This is a genomic window from Paenibacillus sp. FSL P2-0322, assembly GCF_037975315.1.
GTDB classification, from domain to species: Bacteria; Bacillota; Bacilli; order Paenibacillales; family Paenibacillaceae; genus Paenibacillus; species Paenibacillus polymyxa_B.
In genome coordinates, this window is record NZ_CP150243.1 from 2,098,241 (window position 1) to 2,118,558 (window position 20,318).

Below are 20,318 nucleotides of genomic sequence, written 5' to 3' on the forward strand. Positions count from 1 at the left end.
ACACCGTGAAGACGAAGGAGGTCGCTTTTAGCCTGTTTAGGGGCAGAGGGCGACTTTTATTTTGTATTTTGTCATTTGTTCCAAAAAACAATTGACTACTTTGTTAGCTTAATGTTATTTTTGTTATGTTACTGATGAATCCAGATGTTCCCAATCATGCTTATAGGGAGGCTTGTGACGATGGTTAATGTGATAGGGTTGGAGGGCTGGAGGTTTAGGGAAGCACAAAGTGATGAGTGGCTCAGCGCGAAAGTGCCGGGTTGTGTGCATACCGATCTTTTACGACATGGCAAAATTCCTGATCCGTTTATCGGTATGAACGAGATGGAGGTACAGTGGATTGATAAGCAGGATTGGGTATATGAAGCCCATTTTGAGATAAATGCAGATCAGCTTCAATGTCAATGTGTAGAGTTGGTGTTGGAAGGTCTGGACACATACGCGGATGTAAAAGTGAATGGTCAATCTGTCTTGTCAGCCAATAATATGTTTCGGGTATGGAGACAAGATGTGACGGCATTTGTTCAGCAAGGGGAAAATCGGCTGGAAATCAGTTTTCGTTCTCCGATTGCTGAAGATGTACCCAAGCTGGAAAGCTTAGGTTATGGACTCCCTGCACCCAATGATCAGTCCGAGATAGGTGGTTTGTCCGACAAAAAGGTAAGCGTTTTCGCACGTAAGGCTCCCTACCACTATGGTTGGGATTGGGGACCGAGGCTGGTGACGAGCGGTATCTGGAGAGAGGTCCGGATCGAAGCGTGGTCCGGTCTGATCGTGAGAGACTTGTTTATTCGACAGGACGAGGTGAATTCGGTAGGGGCTAAACTCATGGCAGTGGTAGAGATCGAAAATGCAGATGAGATTAGAGATGCCAAGTTGCGTATTTCCGTTGACGGGAAGGTGTGGTCCAAGCCAGTTCGGCTGCTGAAGGGGAAGCAGACGGTGGAGTTGGAGCTGGAGATGAAGAAGCCGAAGCTGTGGTGGTGCCGTGGGCTGGGGGAGCCGCATCTATATACGTTTGTGGCCGAATTGGTGGAACAAGAACAAGGAGCTGTAATCGCGGAAAAATCAGTAAAAACGGGGCTGCGTTCCATCCGTCTTGTACGTGAACGGGATGCAGCAGGAGAGAGCTTTTATTTTGAGCTGAACGGAATTCCAGTGTTTGCAAAAGGGGCTAACCATATTCCGAATGACAGCTTTGTCACTGAAGTTACGATGGAACGATATCGGTATGAAATTGCCAGTGCAGCAGCCTCGAATATGAATATGTTGCGGGTGTGGGGTGGCGGTATTTATGAACAAGACGTATTTTATGAGCTTTGTGATGAATACGGTTTGCTCGTGTGGCAAGATTTTATGTTCGCCTGCAGCATGTACCCAGTGGATGAGGATTTTATGGACAATGTGGCACAGGAAGCCGAGGACAATATCAAGCGGCTGCGTCATCATCCCTGCATTGCCTTATGGTGCGGCAACAATGAGATCGATTCTGCATGGGCGCATTATGAAGAGAACGGAGGCTGGGGCTGGAAAAAGGACTACACACCTGAGCAACGGGAGCGCCTGTGGGATGATTATGAAACGCTCTTTCATCGGATTCTACCGGAGGCGGTACACACCTGGTCTGCGCAGACGGCATATTGGCCCTCCTCCCCGCTGATTGACCTGACGAGAGATCGGAACCAGCATGCCCATCGGTCTTCAGCTGCAGGTGATATTCATTATTGGGGTGTATGGCACGCGTCTGAGCCGTTTGAGAATTACCATGTCCATGTGGGTCGTTTTATGAGTGAATATGGTTTTCAGTCCTTTCCAGAATACAAGTCCGTTCGTACTTATGCGGAAGAAAAGGATTTGGAGCTGGAATCTGCGGTGATGCTGGCACATCAGAAGAACAGCGCAGGCAATCGTCTGATTAAAGAATATATGGGGCGGTACATGCGAGAGCCAAAGGATTTTACAAGTTTTCTTCCCATGAGCCAAATTTTACAGGCAGAAGCAATGAAAGCAGCTATAGAGGCGCATCGTCGTCACAAGCCTTATTGCATGGGAACATTATACTGGCAAATGAATGACTGCTGGCCCGTTGCCTCCTGGTCGAGTATGGACTATTTTGGTCGTTGGAAGGCGTTCCAATATACGGCTAAGCGCAGCTTTGCCGATGTGCTGTTGAGTGCAACAGATACAGAACAGGGGAATAAGGCCCTGCATCTGGTCAACGATACACTAGAGCGGATATCAGGAACGCTGCGGCTGACGCTTTTGCATATCCGTAGCAGCCAGGCTATTCGTGAAGAGAACGTTAAGGTAAAGCAACCAGCAGGCGGTGCAGGAATTGTACATATACTGCCTATCGACAAATGGCTGAGTGGCTTGAACCGTGCGGAGCATATGCTGGTCGCGTGTCTGACGCAGAATGATGAACAGGTGGCCTCTGGTGAAATTTATTTTGCAGACACAAAAGAGATGGATTTACCGCAGGCGAAAATTGAAGTGACAGAGATTCAGGGAAGCGGGGGCAGCAGATTCATGCTGTGTTCGGATGTACTTGCTAGACACGTGTGGCTATCGGCAGAGCAGGAAGGTATTTTCAGCGACAACCATCTGGATCTGGCTCCTGGTATTCCAAAAACAGTGGAATTTTTGGCCTTGCGCAACGGTGCCTCAGTATTTGAGGCAGCTGCGCCGGGTACATTGACAGTACATTCATTGGTCAATTGGATACAAGGTTAGACAGAAGTAAAAGCTTATCCGTCTTTAAGTAGATGATGGATAAGCTTTTTTTATAATATAAATTTATTTTATGATATGTAGAGCGTTTTCATAATGTTAATATACATAACAAAAGAGGGTTTTCGACTTAAGTGATAACAGATCATTTGTAAGAAATCTATCTATTTAGCATCTAATTTTGGTAGAATAGGTTCAAAGTATAATCAAATCCGCATTAAAACTGACATCACGAGTATGCTTAGTGTTGAGCGAAGCCCTATAGAGAGGGTCATGAAAGCATTAGGCGGCAGGGGGAGGACATGATGCGAAAGAGCTGGTACAGGAGATTGCTTTTTTCCTATTTTCCGATTTTTATGTTGACGGTGTCGATCCTCATTTTTTTATCCTTCCTGATTGTAAACGAAATATCGCGCAATGAAACTGGAAAGGCGAATCGGATTACAACCGGATTTGTGATGGACAGTGTGGAGAAGTCGCTGACAAAGGTAGAAATGGACGTATTAAGCGAGGCGGAGACGAACAAGAGCTACAGTTCTTTTCTGAATGGGCAGGCGCAAAGTGGCAGCACGATGCTGTATGGGCTGGTTGGAAGCCTACGCGCGCTTAAGGATAATCATGAACTGGTACATTCCGTTTATATTTATCGAACGAAGGATCACACGGTGTTAACGAGAAGTGGACTTCAGGATGCTTCGACATTCATTGATTATCCGTATATTGAGCAGGCTCTTCAGTCGGAGGATCGGCAGTGGTCACCTGTGCGGGAATGGACGGAGCCGGGAACACATACGTCAGAACGTGTGATTTCGATGCATAAGCGCCTCCCGTTGCCTTTTGGAGGACAAGGGCTGCTGGTAATCAATATCGGTGTGTATCCGTTGCAGCAAATGATTGGTCAAATGACGAATCCGACAGTTTCCTATCTGGTGATTAATGATGCTAGCGGTCAAACCATTTATCCAGCTGCATCCGGTACAAAAGATGCTGTAAAAGCAGAGGACGGGCAGCAACTGACTCATCTGATGTCCCCCCGGCTGGGATGGAGTTTTGAAAGTGGTATTCGTGCCGGACAGTTGTTCGAGTGGGTGTCTGTTATCTCTTACGTCTGGATTGTAGTTGGATTGGCTGTTGTTATATTAGCGGTGATCTACATTATTTATGTGACCCGCAGAAATTACAGGCCAATTCAGCTGATGATGCAGCGTATTCAACAACTGCCCAGCCGTCCGGGTGAGGAAAACAACAAGGACGAGCTGTGGATGATTGATCATGCGTTGCAAAGTCTGATTCGGCAAACGATTGATTATGAACAGCAGGAGCATGCGAATATACTCATTCGGCGGCGGCAGCTGTTCCTTGATCTTATGGAAGGTACAGGCACCGAAACGGTAGAGCTTCGGCTGAATGATCTTTCTCCTTTTGCGGATGGCGGGAAGAGAGGTGTTACTCTGGTTTATGCTGTCATGGTGGTAGAGTTGCACGATCTGGATCTGCCACAGACAGCAGACGGTAGCAGACGTTTAGAGGATCATGGGGGCGAAGATCAGCGTTTAAGCCTGTCGTTGCTTGGTGTGGTACAGGAACTAGCAGCTACCTATGGATGGCAGGGCTGGGCAGAATGGATGAGTCGTAAAAGAATTTCCGTTTTATTGCGGAAAGAGGTAGATGATGGGGAAGGCTTACTGGGTGTGAAGCTGCAAGAAATGGCACAAACAGGCTGTGAGTGGCTGCATGGGCATCTGGGTGTACAGCTCACGATTGGGATAGGCGGCCAGATTCATGAGTTGGCGCATGTTCAGGATTCCTATCGGTCCGCCATTTCTGCTCTGCGGTACCGGTTAACGCTTGGAGTGCGTGATATTGTAACCAGTGAACAGGTTCCGCAGGCTGATGACATTCCATTATACTCTTATTTGCCGCTGATTTCGGAGACGATTCGTTCTTTTCGGCTGGCGAGCCACGATTGGCGTGTACAGCTGGAAGGACTATTTGGGGCAATGGAAACAGACAAGCTGAAGGATGGGGATATTTTAACGGTAATGCAGTGGATGCAAGAACTGCTGCAACGGGAAATGCGTGAGATGAAGGATGTATCGGGGGCGCTGGATCGTTATTTTAACGGACCGGAAGCAGAAAGATGGAAATGTGAGGTCGAGTCTGCTTCTTCATTGGCTGTGATGCATACGCTAATGCTGGAGCACATGACCACTGTGTATCGGACTTACGTTGCCGCCAGTGAAACCAAAAGCTACCGGGCTATGGTTAGCGAAATGAAGCAATATATTGAAGAGCACTATACGAATCCGGATTTATCGTTAAATCATTTGAGTGAACGTTTTGATGTGTCACCTAAATATGCTAGTCATCTATTTAAAACAGAATTTGATATGAAATTCGTCGATTTTTTGACCCGGCTCCGTATGAATCATGCCCAGCAAATGCTGTGTAACACGACCGAGACGGTTCAGCATATTGCGACTCAGGTTGGTTATGCCAATTCGATTACCTTTGGGCGGGTATTTAAGCGGGTAGTCGGCGTAACGCCGGGAGATTATCGCAAGCTGAGATTAAAACCGGAGGATTCATTAACAGGGGGAGCGCTATAGGCGCTCGCCTTTTTTGTTTTTTTCATTAAAAAGGGGAGTAAAGCGCGTCAGTTTATGGGGCGGAATTTAGTTTATTGCGGCACAGGTGTTCAAATGCGATACTTATGTCCATATCTTGAACCTACAGGGCGTCAACAGCCGATGTATTGGCAGGCATGATGGCGAACCGGAATGACGGAGGATGGCTATGGCGGACATGTATGTACAAAAGCAACACAGGGATGAGCCGAAGGCTTCCGGCTGGGCCGCAGGCATTGATGTTGGCGGGACGAAGACGCTGATCTGTATCGGCACAGCGGAGCGGCAAGTAGTGGTGAGGCATAAATTTCCGACAGTTCATACGAAGGATGCCCATTTTTTCTTTGAGAGTCTGTTTGAGGAGCTGGACCATTGTCTGAAGCAGGAAGGCTTGTCGCTGGCACAGTTAAAAGGCATAGGTATCGGTTTCCCTGGTGTGGTGGATAACGATAGCGGAACGATTACCCACGCCCCGGCAATTCCATGGAGTGTTCAAGATCGTATACATGGCGACAGTACGCATGGCGGTAATGCGCATGAAAGTATACGATCTATCGTTGCACACCGATACAGTGGTCGCTTAGTGCTGGATAATGATGTGAATATGGCTGCTTTGGGAGAACAATGGTTAGGGGCAGCTCGGGGATTACGGCATGTGATGATGATAACGGTGGGAACAGGTATCGGTTGTGGCCTTATTTTAAATGGAGAGATGTATAAGGGAGCCGCAGGCGGAGCAGGTGAAATGGCTTATTGGATTGCAGGCGAGGAACAGGCACGGCAAGCAGCAAAACAGAAAGGGACGGATGAGTTCGGTGTGTTCGAATCTTTAACATCGGGGACGGCGATAACGCGCAGTGTAAAATCAGCACTCGCCTCTGGCATACCAGGTACACACATGATCCGGCTAGCAGGAGGAAACAGGGACGAGGTAGGGGCGAGACATGTATTGCAAGCGGCGTCCGAAGGGGATGTAGAAGCACAGATGATTTTGGAGCCTGCGCTAGTGCATATGGCGATGGCTTTGACGAATGTGATCAGCCTGCTGAACCCGGAAATGATCGTTGTAGGTGGCGGTGTAGCAGAAGGTAACACGTATTATTTGGATGAAATTCGGCAAAGAGTAGCCTTATGGACGGATATTCCTTGTACTATTGTACCTGCTGGTCTGGGGAATGAAGCCGGGGCCATCGGAGCATTGGCTACGATTCTGGGCAGCTCGGTACGCTAAACAACAGGGAGGTTTCCAGATGGTAGGCTCACAAATGCTGAAGCTACGAAGCTTCTATTTGTTTATTGGCTTGGCAGGGGGCATGTTTAATCCATATTTGACACTACTGCTGGTTCAGAATGGATTGACGAGCAGCAGTGTCGGTGTTCTGATGGCGATTGGTACGCTGGTATCCATTTTGGTTCAGCCGATATGGGGAATTATTGTGGATCAATATCGTCAAATGCGGCTGGTGCTCATTTTGAGTGTAGCGGTTCCGGGAATTATGGCTGTATGTTATCAGTCGGAGCGTTTTGTTCTGATGGCGCTTGTGTATTCCACTATGGCAATATTTACGGCAACGCAGGCGCCGATTGCGGATTCCTATGCGATTGTGGCGGCCAAGAAGGCAGGAACGACCTATGGCAGTATACGATTTATGGCGAGTATAGGCAATGCGGTGGGCGGTTACGCCGGGGGGCTATTTGTATCGCTGTTATCTGTGACTATGATGTGGGTACCTTTTTTGGTGCTGAACAGTCTTGCGGCCCTGACGGCGCTGGCGTTGCCGAAAAATACGGAGGAAGATCTCGTGCTGCGCAAATCGTTTTCGGACGGCATTGGTCAATTGATACGCAACAGGACATTTTTAATATTTTTGGGGGGCAGTTTTTTAGTAAATCAGACGTTAACCGCATTCAACACCTATTTCGTATTGGCCTTTAAGATGTCGGGAGGACTTACGAATTTGGTCGGGGTTGCTCTGCTGATTGCGTCCATTACGAATGTCCCCTCCATGCTGCTCGCTTCACGAGTGATTCGAAAGATTGGGTTAGAGAGAACTCTTTTGCTAGGAGCAGTCGCTTATATGATTCGATGGGGAATTCAATTAGCTTTTCCCGACCCTACCGTTATGATTGCTGTGCAGGTGCTGCACGGATTGTCATTTGGTTTTTTCTACATCGCAGCGGTCGAGTATGTTTCACATGTAACTGAAAAGGATATGCAAGCGACCGGACAAAGCGTGTTCAATATGGTATTTGCCGGGCTGGCAGGGATTGTAGGTAATTTGTTAAATGGCTTTCTTCTTCACGCTGGAGGGCCGCAATTAATGAACCTGGCGTGTCTGATCAGCGCAACCTTGGGGGCATTAATGATGGTTTATGTATCACGTAGCCGTAAGGATGGGAAAACAGGGAAGGTACGCAAGCTATCCATGAGCCTCCCTTCAGAGACTTCACAGTAGGAGTAGTGACGTTAGTATTTCATTGAAATTAACAAAATGTAGTGTGAGCATCGAATCCCTGATGAGGGTGAGGATGCTCTTTTTTTCGTGCGAAAAACTTTTAAATCACGTGATATGGAACTATAGCTCACACAAAACGAACAAAGAAAATGGTTTATTCACAGGAAAATAGTGATTTTTAATAAGAGTAAGCGCTTCATCATGTTCAGTAATCGCTTTCAATCAACCGGTTTATGATTGGGAAACTAGTTTATTGTCAGTTTTCCTGCGGTCATGTCATACTAAGGCACATCCCGGACCAAAAGGGACAGACTCATGCCGATGCATGAAATGTCATAACCTCCTCATCAGAAGAGGCGACGAACGGGAAAAGCAGACAAAGGGGTGTTCAGGAATGAGTGGGAATAAGGCTGGAGGAACATTGAAGAAGCTTCGTCTGCTGCTTGCAGCTACGGTTGCACTGTCGGTTGTATTGAGCGGATGCTCGTCGGGTGAGGCGGACAAGGCTTCGACCGCTACCGGAAACAAGGGTGGTTCATTGAAGGTTGAAATTTTTGACAGAGGCAATACACCTCAGGGCTATACCATTACTGACAGCTATTTAACCCGATATGCAAAAGAAAACTTTGGCAAACCCAACGATATTGATCTGACGTACGTGCCCGTTCAGCGCTCCGAAGAAGTTACCAAGCTGAATGTTCTGATGGCTAGCGGTGGTGATGTACCTGATATCGTGTTCACTTATGATTCCGGAACCTTTGAACGGTATGCGGAGCAGGGTGGACTGACAGACTTGACCCCTCTGCTGAATGAGTACGGCCCAAATCTTAAAAAATTCCTCGGTGAAGATACGCTCAGCTACGGTCAGGTGGGGGGCAAGCAGTTCGCCATTCCCGGCAAACGTACCATCTTAGGGAAATATTCCTCTTTTATTCGTCAGGATTGGCTCGATACGCTGAATATGCCTGTTCCTAAAACGACAGACGAACTATACAACACGCTAAAAGCGTTCAAGGAAAAAGACCCCGGCAAGACCGGCGGTAAGGTCGTTCCGCTGGGAATGACGATGGAGCCGGGGCAATATGATCCGCTGTTGTGGTCTTTTATTAAGCCAGTGACAGATGAGCAGAAATATACGCTAACCCAAGAGCTGGGTTCCCGTGACTATCCAATCCTGCTACCTGGATTCAAGGATGGAGTTCAGTTTATGAACAAGCTTTACAATGAGAATCTGATCAGCAAGGACTTTGGTCTGGATAAGGACAAAAAACAGCTGACTCAGGATATTCAAAGCGGAAATACCGGTTTTTTCAGTGAAGATTACGACAACATCTATTATAACGACTCCGCCTATCCGAATCTGTTGGCTAACCAGTCCGCAGCGAAGCTGACTCCAATGGACCCTTATACCAACAGTGAGGGTAAGCACGCCAAGCCAGAATTTGCATCCAATGGACTCTACATTATGGTACCTAAATCCAGTGAGCATGCGATTGAGGCGATCAAGTATCTCGACTGGATGTCTTCCGAGAAGGTGCTGCTTGATATGCAAAATGGTGTGGAAGGCGAGAACTATACCTTGAAAGACGGAATTCCAGTTGCCAAGGAGAAACCGACACAAGAAGCGCAGGATCGTATCTATAATCAGGGTGATGTGGTCATTATTGCGAATGGCAAGATTGCAGGAGATGATAACAAAAACAAGGAAGCCTTTGTTTTGGGCATGCCGTCCCAATTCCAAGAGGATGTTCGCAAGGCGATGGATATTTCCAACACGGACACAATTTCACCAGTGAAATTTGACCATCCGATTAAAGCCGAGTCCAAATACAGTAACTCATTGCTGGATAAGTTTGACGAAATGGTCGTTAAATCCGTGATGGTGCCTCCGGCGCAGTTTGATGCAACATTCGAAGCGGCGTTGAAGGATTATATGGTGAGCGGTGGTCAAGCGATATTGGATGAGCGTACCGAAGCTTATAAGGCCATGACAGGCAAGTAAGAAGGCGGAAAGTAAAGGAGGAGACAGCGCATGAAAGGGAACGTTTACTTCCGCAGATATTGGCAATTATACGCGTTGCTTGTGCTGCCCCTGGCCTACTTCATTGTGTTCAAATATGGTCCGATGTGGGGAGTACAGATCGCGTTTAAGGATTTCAACTTCTTTCAGGGAATTACAGGGAGTGAGTGGATCGGGTTCGATGCGTTTAGAGAAGTGTTTCGTATGGATGATTTTTATCGAACGCTGCGCAATACCATCGTGCTAAACCTGCTTGATTTGCTGGTATCTTTTCCAGCACCTTTAATCTTGGCGATTTTGCTCTATGAAATGAAAGTAGTCTGGTTTAAAAAGCTGTCACAAACGATTTTGTATGTTCCCCATTTTATTTCGTGGGTGATTATTGGCGGGATTGTGTACCAGGTGTTTGGTACGCAGTCCGGCATGATCAACAATGTGCTTACTTCGCTCGGCTTTCAGGCGATTCCATTTTTGACAGATAAAAATGACTGGGTACTCACCTACCTGCTGACAGGAGTGTGGCAAAGTGCAGGCTGGGGAACGATTTTGTACCTCGCTGCCTTGACCGGGATTAACCGGGAATTGTTCGAAGCTGCCGAGGTAGATGGTGCAGGACGCATGAAAAGAATTTGGTACATTACGATCCCTGGCATGAAAACGACTATTGCTACGCTTCTTATCATTAATTTGGGTAATATGATCACCATTGGCTTTGATCGTCCTTATGTAATTGGAAATGTGGCGGTTCGAGATTATTCCGATGTACTTAGCACGTTCGTGTATCGCATCGGGATGGAATCCGGGCAATATACGCTGGCAACGGTGGTAGGCCTGTTCCAAGCTGTGGTTGGTCTCATCTTCGTATTAGGAGCTAACTATGCCTCCAAGAAACTGACAGATGAAAGTATTATGTAAGGGGAAAGGAGCTGACATCTGATGAGTGAACGTACTGCAAATCGCACCTTTGATATCGTAACCACCGTGTTAGTGGCTGTGGCTGTACTACTGTGCTTGGCCCCGTTTATTCACATTTTGTCTATTTCCTTTAGCTCGAACCGGGCCATTACATCCGGGGAAGTTACTTTGTTCCCAGTAGAGTTCAATTTGAAGGCATACGGAAAGGTCTTTTCTGATATGAGCATGATCCGTTCGCTCGGGTTTACAGTTATGCTGACGCTGATCACGACAGTGCTGAGTATGTTAATGACAATTATCGCAGCATATCCATTAACAAAGAAACACCTAAGAGGTCGTAAAACGATTATGTTCATTATTGTAGTAACGATGTTTTTCAGCGGCGGCATCATTCCTGAATACATTCTGGTGCGCGACTTACATTTGTTGAATAATATGTGGTCCCTTATTTTACCAGGGCTGATCAGCCCGTTTTATCTGATTATTTTGATTTCCTTTTTTAATGGGATTCCAGAAAGCTTGGGAGAAGCAGCAGAAATCGATGGCAGCAGCCAGTTCGGCACTTTGCTTCGGATTGTACTGCCGCTGTCCCTGCCTGTGCTGGCGACATTAAGCCTGTTTTACGGTGTAGGCCGTTGGAACGGATTTCAGGATACGCTGATGTATATTCAAAACCCCGACTTGTTCCCGTTACAGCTCAAGCTGTATCAAATGATTCAAAATAATATGGTATCCGAGCTAACCAGGCTGGAAGGAGCCAGTGGCGCGAGAATTACGCCTGAAGGGTTGAAGGCAGCAAGTGTCATTTTTGCAACGGTTCCAATTCTGCTAGTGTATCCGTGGCTGCAAAGATATTTTGTCAGCGGCGTGATGGTGGGAGCGGTGAAAGGGTGATGATAATGAAGGCGAAGGGGGAATATTCCTTTTCCACCTGTTGGAATATTAAAAAGCATACGGTCGGCCGAGAACTTGTAGAGGAAATCCGTCAGTTGGGCTTTAGCAGGGTGGAGTTGAACTATAACATTACCCGGGAAATGCTGACGACGATTGAGCCTATGATTGAGCGGGGAGAAATCGGCATATCGAGTGTGCATAATACATTTCCTCATACACCAGACCCGGATTACGGCACGGATTCCGTTCTGCTCGGGTTTGACGATGAAAGCAAGCGACAACGTGCGATAGAGCTGTTGGTGCAATCTGCGGAATATGCGCATCGTTATGGTGCAAAAGCGGTAGTTGTGCATCCCGGAGAGGTTCCATTTCCATATGATATCAGTGAGGAACTAGAGGATATTTTCAATGAGCAGGGCAGGGATTCTGCTGCTTATCAAACGTTGTGGGGCCAAATGCTGGAGCGTCGGAATTCACTGAGTGGGCACTATGTACAACGCATCCGTGATAGTCTGGAAGAGGTGTGTGACCGCATCGCATCCAAGGGATATGATGTAGCCATTGGCATTGAAACGCGTTCACGTTGCTATCAGATGCCTACGTTGCAGGAGGCAAAGACGATTATAGATCGTTTGAAGGGTGCACCTGTCTATCTGTGGTATGACATTGGACACGGTATGATTATGGACCGAATGGGACTGTACGACAACGCCAAGGAAGCCAATGAAATGATCGACTATATTCTCGGTGTTCATATTCATGAAACCATTGGTTTATCCGATCACTGGTGCCCTTATATTCATAGTGGTGATCTGGAGTTCTTCGATCGTTTTGTGAATATTATCCGGCAGGCCCCTATTAAGGTTTATGAGCTGAAAGCAGCTTGTCAGCCGGAGGATATTGAACGTAGCCATGAGTTGCTGACAAGTAAGATAGCGAAGCTTCAGCCGCAAGGATGATAAACGATTATGGATATTACAGGGGTTGAGAGGAATGTATAGTAAAATCGTAGCGATCAACGATGCCTGGGTAAAACCAGGTATGGACCATCAGGTACTGGATGCTGACAGCCGTTATTACGGCGGAGTGACTGATGATGAGAATGGAATCGCCTGGCCTAATCATTCGGTTGGTACTCCTGCCGCAATGGCGATCTGGGCGGCAGCGCTCGTCAATCCGGATTCTGCATATTATCGGAATGAGGATGTACTCATCCGACTGGAGCTGGCTGCGCAGTACATGCTACGTGTGCAGCATGAGGACGGTTCTATTTCACCGGGCTGGACCAATTTTCACTCGCCACCGGATACAGCGTTCGTGGTGGTAGGCTACGCCCAGGTCTATCAGCTGCTGGTTGGTGACGACTGGCTGGAGCTGCGTCGGGTGACTGATGCGATCTACTTGTTTCTGGAGCGGACGATTCCGGTCATGCTGACCGGAGGTTGCCATACGCCAAATCACCGTTGGGTTTTGTGTGCTGCGCTGGGATTTCTACATGAGCTGTTTGATCTGCCCGAGGCGCTCGTGCGGGCTGAGGCTTGGCTAGCCGAAGGGCTGGACGGGACGCCAGATGGCGAATGGACGGAGCGCAGCAACGGAATTTATAATGCCGTTAGCGATATTATGCTGATTCATGCTGCCCGATTATTAAAACTGCCGGAGCTACTAGAGTCGGTGCGTCGTAATTTACGCATGATGGTGTACCTTGTCCATCCTGATGGTGAAGTGGTCACAGAGTATTCAGGGAGACAGGATTTTGGGGTGATCATGAACTTATCTTCTTATCTTCTACCATATGCCATGCTGGCTACAGAGGATGAGGACGCTATATTTGAAGCGATGGCTGTCGCCGCTATTCAAGTCATGGATCATCCGGGTGGTGCTCCTATCAATGCGGCTGTGCGCTTTTTACTAGATCCGCGTTTGCAAACTCGTCAAGTATTGCCAGCTACATTACCTGTCACCTACAACCAGTTACTGAACGGAGACTTCCCAAGGGCTGACTATCTGAGTCGAATGGATGAGGCAGGCCATCACCAGCAGATTTATCATAGCCGACTGCATACGGACTTTGGCGCGCCAGTCGTTCGATATCGGCAGGAGGATACCAGTGCCACACTGATGACCGAGGCTTCATCGTTCCTATCGTTGCGGCACGGAGATGCACGATTATTGGCGGTTCAGGTTGCATCGTATTTCTCGCCTGGTTTTGTACCCATGCAGAAGCTGACAGCTCACGAACATGGTTGGACTCTGTCGGGCACACAGGTCAAAGGTTATTATGGCCCTGTAGCGACCTTAGATCTGCCGCCTACCTCGCAGGAGGAAGTCAGTCCGTGGTACTTGCTTCCGCATCACAAACGGCCATTAACCCATGAACAAAAGCATGAAATTCGGGTCGATGTGGATCGTCAGAGCGATATGTGGACGCTTCGTTTTCGCTCAGAGGGTCCAGTAGATTGCATGACACAGATTCGATTTATTTTTGGGCGCGAAGGACGCTTCACTTGCGGGGAATACAGGCTGGTTAACGAAACGGTTCAATGTTGGACTGGCGGTATGGCGCGCTATGAATCTGGGAATGCGTGGTTTGAGCTGCTGGGAACAACCGTAGAGCATAAGGCTAATTCGGTAAGGGGAGCCACTCTCCCCATGGATTGCCATACATTGCTGGTTAATTGGGTGACTCCGTTTGATCATACGATCCGCATTCGTATGTCGCCTTTACCTGTGAGTGAAGTCTAAAACACAGTAAGCATCTATTTTTCGGGGATGAAGTCCATTCCCGGAGAACGGATGTTTTTTTATGTTCATTTATGCCAGGGTAGAGCGCTTCCATTGAGCTTGAAGCCATTGTGGTGTACACTGTCCAGAACAGGTGTAAATTGGAACGTCAGGAAGGCAAGACGGTTACAAGGAGGGAAAGACACATATGTATGCCCGTTTAAGATCGTTAAATTATCCACTAAAACTCTATGTTTTTTTAGCACTGGCCTTATGCTCCGTAATCAGTACATTGTGGATCATTAACGTGCGACTGCCCTCAGGGGGCCGCCCTTATCTTTTTATTTGGTGGAATATGATGTTGGCCTGGATTCCTATGGTGTTGACGCTACTGCTTGATGTAATGTACAGCTCGTGGAGGCGGGGAACGAGGACATTTTTACTCTGGATTACGGGGGCGGCATGGCTTTTCTTTTATCCCAATACACCCTATTTGATCACAGATTTGCTGCATGTATTCGCCAGATATCCATTTCTCGGGGAGCAACGCTTCTGGGGAAATCCGTACTTTTGGAATCATGTACTGGGAATGCTGCTGGTAGCCGTACTTGGCCTGACAATGGGTTTTGTATCGCTCGAATCCGTACGACAATTGGTACAGCGTGCACGTGGTGGGCTTGTTAGTTGGCTGTTTATGCTGGCGGTACTCTTGTTGAGTAGCCTGGGTATTTACATTGGCCGTTTCTTTCGAGGGAACACATGGGATATTGTTTCTGCGCCCTCTCAACTGTATGCACAAGTATCTTCCATATGGGCAGACTCCTTGCAACGTACTCATTTTGTGGAGTTTAGTGGGATGGTATTCGTCATTTTGCTCGTCAGCTATGTATCCACGATGTGCGTAGTCTGGATGGGGAACAACCGCCAGGACGAATGGCGTCGCTGGTGATTTGATTGCAGCTGAGTGGCTGGATATCATCAAAAAATGTAAAAACAAAGGAGGAATAGCTACAATGAACGGACAGAATCGATCCGATATCCGCGCTGGTCTTCAGGTAGATATTGTACTTAAAAAGGATCAGCCTACCGGTAAGCTGACGCGAGGAACGGTGAAAGATATTTTGACCAATTCCCCGCGTCATCCGCATGGAATCAAAGTGCGTTTGGCAGACGGACAGGTTGGGCGTGTCAAACATATCGTAACGAACGAAGGCTAGAGCTTTGGGCTGAGGAGGAATGAAGATGAACCAGGCAACGGCATGGTCTAAAAATGATCGCTACCCGCTTGTTTTACTTGTATTGCTGGCGCTTGCCCTCATTTGGTCCTTGATTCGCCCGGTGGATTATTTTACATGGGTACTGGAAGTTCTACCCGCGGTTTTGGGAGCTGTGCTGCTGACGGCTTTGTACCGTAGATTTCGGTTTACCAATCTGGTATACACCCTAATCTGGCTGCACGCATTGATCTTGATTGTCGGTGGACATTATACCTATGCCGAAATGCCACTGTTCAACTGGATCCGGGATACGTTCGGACTGGAGCGCAATTATTATGATCGACTTGGGCATTTTGTACAAGGTTTTGTACCTGCACTCATTGTCAGGGAAGTGCTGTTGCGTAAAACGGCCTTGGGAAGCGGGAGCTGGCTCACTTTCCTCACGGTTAGTGTGTGTCTTGCGATCAGCGCTGTGTACGAGCTGATTGAGTTTGCTGTAGCCAAGGCAACCGGAACGGCAGCAGAAGCCTTTTTGGGCACACAGGGAGATGTATGGGATACCCAATGGGATATGCTTCTTGCGTTCATCGGTGCCTTGACCGCAGTGATTTTGTTGAGTGGGGTACATAACAAGCTGCTGAAACAATTAAGGTATTAGCAGAATTTATTTACCTCGCTTTTATCATGCTATCTGGAATTTCGCTGTTTTTGAAGGCTACATTCGCGTCATGGGACGGCTGTCGAGGTGTAGGGTTGCTGCGTCCATGTAGCTGTCCAGTAGCCGTTCAAAAATACGGTCCCACGTCTGCTTCAGGCTGTAGGCTCTACCCGCTCTGGACATAGAATCGCGAAGTGAGGCATCCTCGTACAACAGGTGTACAGCTTTGGCAAAGGCAGCGGCGTCCCCAGCAGGACACAATAGTCCTGTTTTTCCATGGATTAGATTATCTTTTACCCCGCCTTCATTGGCACCGACCACAGGTGTACCGCTCGCCATAGCCTCCAGTACAACGTTGCCGAAGGTTTCCGTGGTGGAAGGGAAGAGAAATACGTCGGCTGCGGCGTAGAGTTCAGCTAATTCCGGCCCTTTCACAAAACCAAGCCAGTGGACTGCATGCTCCGGTACCCCTATATCCGCTGTAGTTTTGACCTTATACAATGGACCATCTCCTGCAATGACCAGCACAGAGGCTGCGCGGACGTCGTCGGGTAACTGGAGATAGGAATCCAGTAACGTGTCTATCCCCTTTTCCGGTGCAAGCCTGCCCACATACAAAATAACAAATGCATCTGCATGAACGCCCCATTTCCTCCATACTGCATTACGGTCCACCTTTGGTTGAAATCGGTCAGTATCAATGCCTCTACTCCAGATTTCGAGCTGCCCCATTCCTTTATTGCGCAACAATTCCATGGTTGATTGAGAAGGGACATACACCCTTTCGCAATGTCTGTGAAACCAGAGCATGTATTTCCATAACGCAGGTTCAAGCCAGCGAAGCTTGTAATATTCGAGGTATTTATCAAAGTGGGTGTGATATGAGGCGACGAGTGGAATATGGTGTTTGGCTGCGTAGCTTGTTCCATACAGGCCAAGGTTAAACGGAGTAGCGACATGAATCAAATGCGGGGAAAAGGCTGACAGACGCTCGTTGATCTGTTTGGCGTTGGGGATCGCAAGTCTGCATTCCCGGTACAATAAAAAGGGAATACTCCGAAATCGCTCCACACCCGGCCCAGAGGGCAGATGATGGTCTGCCTCCGGTGCGAAGACGAGCGTAGATACTCCATGTGTCTCCAGATAGCCAATCCATCGTTCCAGGGTCAGAGCAGCGCCATTCACGTCAGGCGTATACGTGTCCGTAAATAATGCAACTCGAAGCATGCCTTCATTCCTCCTCCGCCATTCTCATTTATCCTATGACGTTCCAGGGGAGTCCGCTTGGAGGCTCCGGCTTTTATTGTGTCATGATTTTGTTTACGGGCTTGCCGGGTTTTGTAAAAGCTGGCCCGCGGACGGGCGCTTTTCTCGGAACATTCTGTAATAGACGAGGGAAGACAAAATATAGAAAACACCTGTCATGCTAAATGTGATGGCATAGCCCCAGTAGTTGCCATAAGTTGTAACCAAATAGGCTTGTACAGGTCCCATACCTGCGGTGCCTAGCATCCAGGTCGTCTGGAGAATGGAGTTGGCAATGCCACGATTTTTATCTGACACACGTTCGACGAGAATGGCGGTTTGCAGCGGATTGGCTGCATTCATTAGCGCTTGCCTGAATAGAAAGCTGATGGAAGCGATCCATAGCACGTTCGTAAAGCCTGTAATGAGAAGGAACGGTAGCGAAAGCAGTTGGAAGCCAACTACAGCTCTGACCAGTCCTATTCGGCTACCGAGGGTAGGTCCGATCAACATGGAGAGGATGGTCATGAGCTGGCCGAGTGCAATCAGTAAACTCATTGCGCTGAGTGATACGGAGAAGCGGTTCGTAAAATACAAATTAAGATACGGGATGACCAGACCTGAACCTAACCCAAGAAAAAACTGGGCCAGAACAAATTGTCCAATAACCCGGCGATCAGAAGCAGCAGCAGGCGTCTCCGAGTCAGGTATATCGGATGTACTGTGCGGCGTATGTACTTGTTCTGTTTGGGGTGAAGATTCGGCAGGAGCTGGTGCTTCTAAGGTTGCCGTAGTTTTTGTGATGAATAATAGAGGAATAAAAGCGGTCAATGTTGCCATTCCTCCAAGGAACAGAGCAACCCGCAGACTGGATAGCGGTGTGATTCCCCACGTCTGCAGCCCATCTGCGAGTACACCACCCCCGAAGCTGCCTAGGACTTGGGCTGCCAGTACAAGAGCTGAGTAATAGCTGAATATTTTTAAGCGTTGGGCTTTACTTATGCTTTCCGCTAAGAAAGGCACAGCCAGCACCTGAATAAAGGCGGCGAATACACCTGAGATTACGGCAAATACCAACATGCTTCCACTGGTATCTGTAAAGGTACGGGCGAGAAAGGCCAGGCCGCTGAATAACGCGCCGATGACCAGCATATTTTTGCGGCTCGTCCGATCGCCCCAAAATCCGACCGGAATGAACAGCAACGCCGTCGCTAGCGCCTGCATGCTGACCACTTGGCCGTTCATATCATCGTCAAAGCCAAGCTTTTGGATATACAGGTTGTACAGCACAGAAAACATTCCCGTACCCATCTGGTACAGCAGATTGGCCATAAAAAACAATCGGATATTACGCGGCCACTTTCGGGGCTCTTCTAACATTTTGCTAATCCATGACACGATGAGTTCCTCCTGTGACGTTGTTGAAAATAAGTTAATTCTGTTGATATGTATTCTATCAGGAACTGTACATTTCATAAATATTCCTGATCTCCGATTGTTTTGGGTAATAATAAAGCATGGACTTTACATTGAATTTTCATTATAGTAATTCGGTATGAATAAATTTGAAAGGTAAGCAGGAGGGATGGCTTTGGCTTTTGGAGCACGGGTGTTAAAAACGGGAATCGCAGTGACGCTCGCCCTTTTTCTGAGCACGCTTTTGAACACCCATTCGCCTGTGGGGGCAGCGATAGCCGCTATTTTTGCCATGCAACCGTCGATATATAGGTCGTGGCGTTATTTTCTGGATCAACTCCAAACAAGCACACTAGGTGCAATCATGGCGTTGCTGGGCGGAATGGTATTTTCGAATGAGCCGATTGCAGTCGGGCTGGTATGTGTATTGGTACTTATGATATGTCTGAAAATAAATATGGCTGATACGGTTGGATTGACACTTGTGACCGTTGTTTCTGTAATGGAAGCCTCAGGAGACTGGAAATTTGCGGTGACCCGCTTTGCACTCACTTTGATTGGGATTGTGTCTGCTTTTGTCATCAATGTTAGCGTTTTTCCTCCGAAACCGAAAAGGCAGTTTATTAATCAGATTCAAAATGTATTTAACAGCATGTCTTTGTTGCTGCGTACTGCCATTTCCGATGAGATTAAGGAGTCTGTCTTTAAAGAGGAAAAAGGAAATCTGGAGGGAGCTATTAAATCGCTGTCGGACAAATATCATTTGTTCGAGGAAGAGCAGAAGAAGCTCAAGCGCTCTAAGTTTAGTCAAACGAGACAAATGGTAGTATACAAACAAATGCTCGGAAGTTTGCACAAAGGATATGAGGTACTGGATGCAGTGGAAAGGCACTATTTCCAGTCTCTACGGCCAAAGGGAACGGATGCTTTTTTTGACAGTCATCTGGAGCTACTGATTCGTTTTCACGAGCATGCTCTACTGAAATTCGAAAATAAGCTAAAACCGAATGAGGACGAAAGTGAATTGTTTCAGCAAGCCAACGGCGAATTTATGAAGCATGCGATTACACGTTTTGACCATTGTCAGGAGGGAATGCTGCGGCTTTCCATTGTAGCTGCGGCGATGTACGACTATGGTCATCAGCTGGAGAGGTTGAGCAGACTGGCCGATCATATTCATCCTGTGGAAGAGAGCAGATAGGCGAATTTCCTAAAAGAAAAGCGACCGCATTCATCAATCAGATGGCTGGTCGCTTTTTTATGTAATGAATTCAATTATGTAAGAACAGGTTAATAGAAGGTTGTCAGAACGCACAAAAAAAGCCCGCTGGTTGCGAACAGGGACTGAACTTGATACAATAGAGGATGCTCTGTTTTATGGTAAAACCATATGCATAAGTTGTGAATTACACTTCT

The 20,318-nt window shown here is 47.6% G+C and carries 15 protein-coding genes; 13 read left to right on the plus strand and 2 right to left on the minus strand.

The features are described from left to right. Positions 1–180 precede the first annotated feature (180 nt). The 12 genes from MKY24_RS09400 to MKY24_RS09455 all read left to right on the plus strand — a co-directional run bounded on the left by MKY24_RS09400 (position 181) and on the right by MKY24_RS09455 (position 16,241). On the plus strand, positions 181–2,733 hold the full coding sequence (locus tag MKY24_RS09400; protein ID WP_339201856.1) for a glycoside hydrolase family 2 protein: 2,553 nt from the start codon (positions 181–183) through the stop codon (positions 2,731–2,733). 299 nt (positions 2,734–3,032) lie between these two features. Continuing rightward, the gene (locus MKY24_RS09405; RefSeq protein ID WP_339201857.1) at positions 3,033–5,339 is read left to right on the plus strand and encodes a helix-turn-helix domain-containing protein; all 2,307 of its coding nucleotides are present in this window, start codon (positions 3,033–3,035) and stop codon (positions 5,337–5,339) included. 187 nt (positions 5,340–5,526) lie between these two features. After that, a complete protein-coding gene (locus MKY24_RS09410) occupies positions 5,527–6,588 on the plus strand; it encodes an ROK family protein (protein WP_339201858.1) in 1,062 nt (353 codons plus the stop codon). A 19-nt stretch (positions 6,589–6,607) separates the two neighbouring features. Then, positions 6,608–7,813 (plus strand): MFS transporter, encoded by a 1,206-nt coding sequence (locus MKY24_RS09415; RefSeq protein WP_075154049.1) that lies wholly within the window; start codon positions 6,608–6,610, stop codon positions 7,811–7,813. Between the two features lie 394 nt (positions 7,814–8,207). After that, positions 8,208–9,815, plus strand: a complete 1,608-nt coding sequence (locus MKY24_RS09420; RefSeq protein WP_028542781.1) for an extracellular solute-binding protein — start codon at positions 8,208–8,210, stop codon at positions 9,813–9,815. Positions 9,816–9,845: 30 nt separating this feature from the next. Then, the gene (locus tag MKY24_RS09425) at positions 9,846–10,748 is read left to right on the plus strand and encodes an ABC transporter permease subunit (protein ID WP_025721738.1); all 903 of its coding nucleotides are present in this window, start codon (positions 9,846–9,848) and stop codon (positions 10,746–10,748) included. Between the two features lie 21 nt (positions 10,749–10,769). Next, on the plus strand, positions 10,770–11,642 hold the full coding sequence (locus tag MKY24_RS09430) for a carbohydrate ABC transporter permease (RefSeq protein WP_028542780.1): 873 nt from the start codon (positions 10,770–10,772) through the stop codon (positions 11,640–11,642). Beyond that, positions 11,642–12,601, plus strand: coding sequence for a TIM barrel protein (locus tag MKY24_RS09435; RefSeq protein WP_034095012.1), 960 nt, complete (start codon positions 11,642–11,644; stop codon positions 12,599–12,601). Before MKY24_RS09430 ends, MKY24_RS09435 begins: the two co-directional genes overlap by 1 nt. 34 nt (positions 12,602–12,635) lie before the next feature. Then, positions 12,636–14,387 (plus strand): hypothetical protein, encoded by a 1,752-nt coding sequence (locus MKY24_RS09440; protein WP_028542779.1) that lies wholly within the window; start codon positions 12,636–12,638, stop codon positions 14,385–14,387. Between the two features lie 187 nt (positions 14,388–14,574). Then, positions 14,575–15,315, plus strand: a complete 741-nt coding sequence (locus tag MKY24_RS09445) for a DUF1361 domain-containing protein (RefSeq protein WP_028542778.1) — start codon at positions 14,575–14,577, stop codon at positions 15,313–15,315. A gap of 64 nt (positions 15,316–15,379) precedes the next feature. Next, positions 15,380–15,583: a YwbE family protein gene (locus tag MKY24_RS09450; protein ID WP_013309792.1), complete on the plus strand. Its 204-nt coding sequence runs from the start codon at positions 15,380–15,382 to the stop codon at positions 15,581–15,583. A 25-nt stretch (positions 15,584–15,608) separates the two neighbouring features. Further along, positions 15,609–16,241, plus strand: coding sequence for a DUF2238 domain-containing protein (locus MKY24_RS09455; protein WP_023988099.1), 633 nt, complete (start codon positions 15,609–15,611; stop codon positions 16,239–16,241). 57 nt (positions 16,242–16,298) lie between these two features. Here the strand turns inward: MKY24_RS09455 and MKY24_RS09460 are convergent, their stop codons facing one another. Together MKY24_RS09460 and MKY24_RS09465 are read right to left on the minus strand one after the other, a co-directional pair. Continuing rightward, positions 16,299–17,468 carry a glycosyltransferase family 1 protein gene (locus tag MKY24_RS09460; RefSeq protein ID WP_028542777.1) on the minus strand — a complete coding sequence of 390 codons (1,170 nt, stop codon included), beginning with the start codon at positions 17,466–17,468 and terminating at the stop codon, positions 16,299–16,301. 93 nt (positions 17,469–17,561) lie between these two features. Then, positions 17,562–18,884, minus strand: a complete 1,323-nt coding sequence (locus tag MKY24_RS09465) for an MFS transporter (RefSeq protein WP_049828503.1) — start codon at positions 18,882–18,884, stop codon at positions 17,562–17,564. A 187-nt stretch (positions 18,885–19,071) separates the two neighbouring features. Between MKY24_RS09465 and MKY24_RS09470 the strand changes: the two genes are divergently transcribed. Further along, positions 19,072–20,103 (plus strand): aromatic acid exporter family protein, encoded by a 1,032-nt coding sequence (locus MKY24_RS09470; RefSeq protein WP_175405266.1) that lies wholly within the window; start codon positions 19,072–19,074, stop codon positions 20,101–20,103. The last annotated feature ends 215 nt before the right edge of the window (positions 20,104–20,318 follow it).

Excerpts from the sequence above, each read along its gene's own strand:
- MKY24_RS09400 (WP_339201856.1), top strand. The coding sequence starts at position 181 with ATGGTTAATGTGATAGGGTTGGAGGGCTGGAGGTTTAGGGAAGCACAA.
- MKY24_RS09405 (WP_339201857.1), top strand. The coding sequence starts at position 3,033 with ATGATGCGAAAGAGCTGGTACAGGAGATTGCTTTTTTCCTATTTTCCG.
- MKY24_RS09410 (WP_339201858.1), top strand. The coding sequence starts at position 5,527 with ATGGCGGACATGTATGTACAAAAGCAACACAGGGATGAGCCGAAGGCT.
- MKY24_RS09415 (WP_075154049.1), top strand. The coding sequence starts at position 6,608 with ATGGTAGGCTCACAAATGCTGAAGCTACGAAGCTTCTATTTGTTTATT.
- MKY24_RS09420 (WP_028542781.1), top strand. The coding sequence starts at position 8,208 with ATGAGTGGGAATAAGGCTGGAGGAACATTGAAGAAGCTTCGTCTGCTG.
- MKY24_RS09425 (WP_025721738.1), top strand. The coding sequence starts at position 9,846 with ATGAAAGGGAACGTTTACTTCCGCAGATATTGGCAATTATACGCGTTG.
- MKY24_RS09430 (WP_028542780.1), top strand. The coding sequence starts at position 10,770 with ATGAGTGAACGTACTGCAAATCGCACCTTTGATATCGTAACCACCGTG.
- MKY24_RS09435 (WP_034095012.1), top strand. The coding sequence starts at position 11,642 with ATGATAATGAAGGCGAAGGGGGAATATTCCTTTTCCACCTGTTGGAAT.
- MKY24_RS09440 (WP_028542779.1), top strand. The coding sequence starts at position 12,636 with ATGTATAGTAAAATCGTAGCGATCAACGATGCCTGGGTAAAACCAGGT.
- MKY24_RS09445 (WP_028542778.1), top strand. The coding sequence starts at position 14,575 with ATGTATGCCCGTTTAAGATCGTTAAATTATCCACTAAAACTCTATGTT.
- MKY24_RS09450 (WP_013309792.1), top strand. The coding sequence starts at position 15,380 with ATGAACGGACAGAATCGATCCGATATCCGCGCTGGTCTTCAGGTAGAT.
- MKY24_RS09455 (WP_023988099.1), top strand. The coding sequence starts at position 15,609 with ATGAACCAGGCAACGGCATGGTCTAAAAATGATCGCTACCCGCTTGTT.
- MKY24_RS09460 (WP_028542777.1), bottom strand. The coding sequence starts at position 17,468 with ATGCTTCGAGTTGCATTATTTACGGACACGTATACGCCTGACGTGAAT.
- MKY24_RS09470 (WP_175405266.1), top strand. The coding sequence starts at position 19,072 with ATGGCTTTGGCTTTTGGAGCACGGGTGTTAAAAACGGGAATCGCAGTG.